The organism is Psychrobacter sp. TB20-MNA-CIBAN-0197 (assembly GCF_040309765.1).
Taxonomy (GTDB): domain Bacteria; phylum Pseudomonadota; class Gammaproteobacteria; order Pseudomonadales; family Moraxellaceae; genus Psychrobacter; species Psychrobacter submarinus.
Map to the genome: position 1 here is coordinate 1 of NZ_JBEOPC010000068.1, position 1,445 is coordinate 1,445.

A 1,445-nucleotide genomic window follows, 5' to 3' on the forward strand; every position below is an offset into this window, starting at 1 on the left:
TGCTAACAGTCTGCTTTAAGTAGTCTGTTAATATGTTTGAAGGGTGAGATAGCTGGTTCCGCTAAGGTATAGCCTTTATTAACTAACCCAATCAAAAAGAAGTCAAGGTATAAAAATACATAATGTAGTTTTATACCTTGACTTCTTTTTGAAGTAAATGTACTGTAGTTCTCTACTAATTCGATTTACTGGAGACTACCATGAGCATTAGAGAAGCCTTAGAAAAAGTGATATTTGACCAAACAGATGAAAGTACTGTCACTCCTTTATCTATCAGATTACCCAACCATTTGAACAATCAATTGGAAGAATTGACGCTTACTTTAGACAAATCAAAAAGCTATCTATTATTAGAGTTTGTTAAAGCTGGAATTGAAGAAACGAACAACATATTAGAAGAAAGAGCAAAAAACCCTGAAATTGCGAAGCAAAGAGATACTAGTAACATTCTTAGCACTAAGCCTTTCATGCTCAATACCAACTACAATAATGACAAATCTGCGCACGTTAAAATGCTTGAAAACAACGAAGCTGCTGCCTTCTACTCAGGATGGAAAGAGTATATTTGCAACTTGCAAGAAGGGGATAAGGTATATCTTTATCAAAGTGGCGTTGGGTTTGTCGCGTCTGGCACAGTAACAGGGGATTTGATAAAGAGTGAGTATGGTGGCAAACCAGATGCTAAATATTCCAAGGAACTAAAAGACTTTAAATTTGGCTTCAAAGCAATTTCTGCAAAAGAGTTCAAATCATTAACCGATGGTGGCGCTAATTTCAGAATGACTATGGTTCAATTAAGCTCGAAACAAAGACATGCGCTTGATGATGAAATTAATAAAAGAATGAATGCAATTAATTCAAAATAGCCTTAATAGCGGAGTGCTAGATATGAAAAATAGTGATTGGATTCTTCAAGTAAAAGAAACTCGTAGAACTTTTGGCAGCTCAACTTGGGTTCCATTAAGAGAGTTGTCTAATAAAGAACAAGGTGATGTTAAAAACGTTGGCTATGACAGCGAATTTTTTGGGTGCGGATCTGTTGCATTCCCACCAGAACAAAAGGAAAGAGCTGATGGATTTGACTGGAATCAAGTTGGCATTAGCCATACCACTAGACCATATGCTTATGAAAACGGCTATTATTCTCCAATCGAACAATATGAATATAATGACAAAGAACCCATAGGTGTGAATCTTGTCTTTGAATACAATCAGCCTGTAACTGGAATAAGAGAGTGGATACTAAGTCCTGATTTAGTCATTGCTCTTGGTTTAATAAAAGATGGAAATAACTGGGTTAGACCTGCAGAAAATTTCATTGTTGTTGCTCGTGAAACTATTAACGAGAATGGTGATCATACTTTAATTGAAATTAAGCAAGAGTTTCTTATTGATTATTTAGCAGCAAGAAATCTATCTCTTCGCCTTTCGTACTACCGCCAAAG

At 35.8% G+C, this 1,445-nt stretch carries 1 protein-coding gene and 1 pseudogene; both read left to right on the forward strand.

Annotation, left to right across the window (positions count from 1 at the left end; translation table 11 throughout):
* Positions 1–200 precede the first annotated feature (200 nt).
* Positions 201–866 carry a YlcI/YnfO family protein gene (locus tag AAEY83_RS12635; RefSeq protein ID WP_025643765.1) on the forward strand — a complete coding sequence of 222 codons (666 nt, stop codon included), beginning with the start codon at positions 201–203 and terminating at the stop codon, positions 864–866.
* Between the two features lie 22 nt (positions 867–888).
* Positions 889–1,445 (forward strand): annotated as a pseudogene (locus tag AAEY83_RS12640) (hypothetical protein); the annotation flags it as partial.

Coding starts and splice junctions, on each gene's coding strand:
- AAEY83_RS12635 (WP_025643765.1), top strand. CDS start 201: ATGAGCATTAGAGAAGCCTTAGAAAAAGTGATATTTGACCAAACAGAT.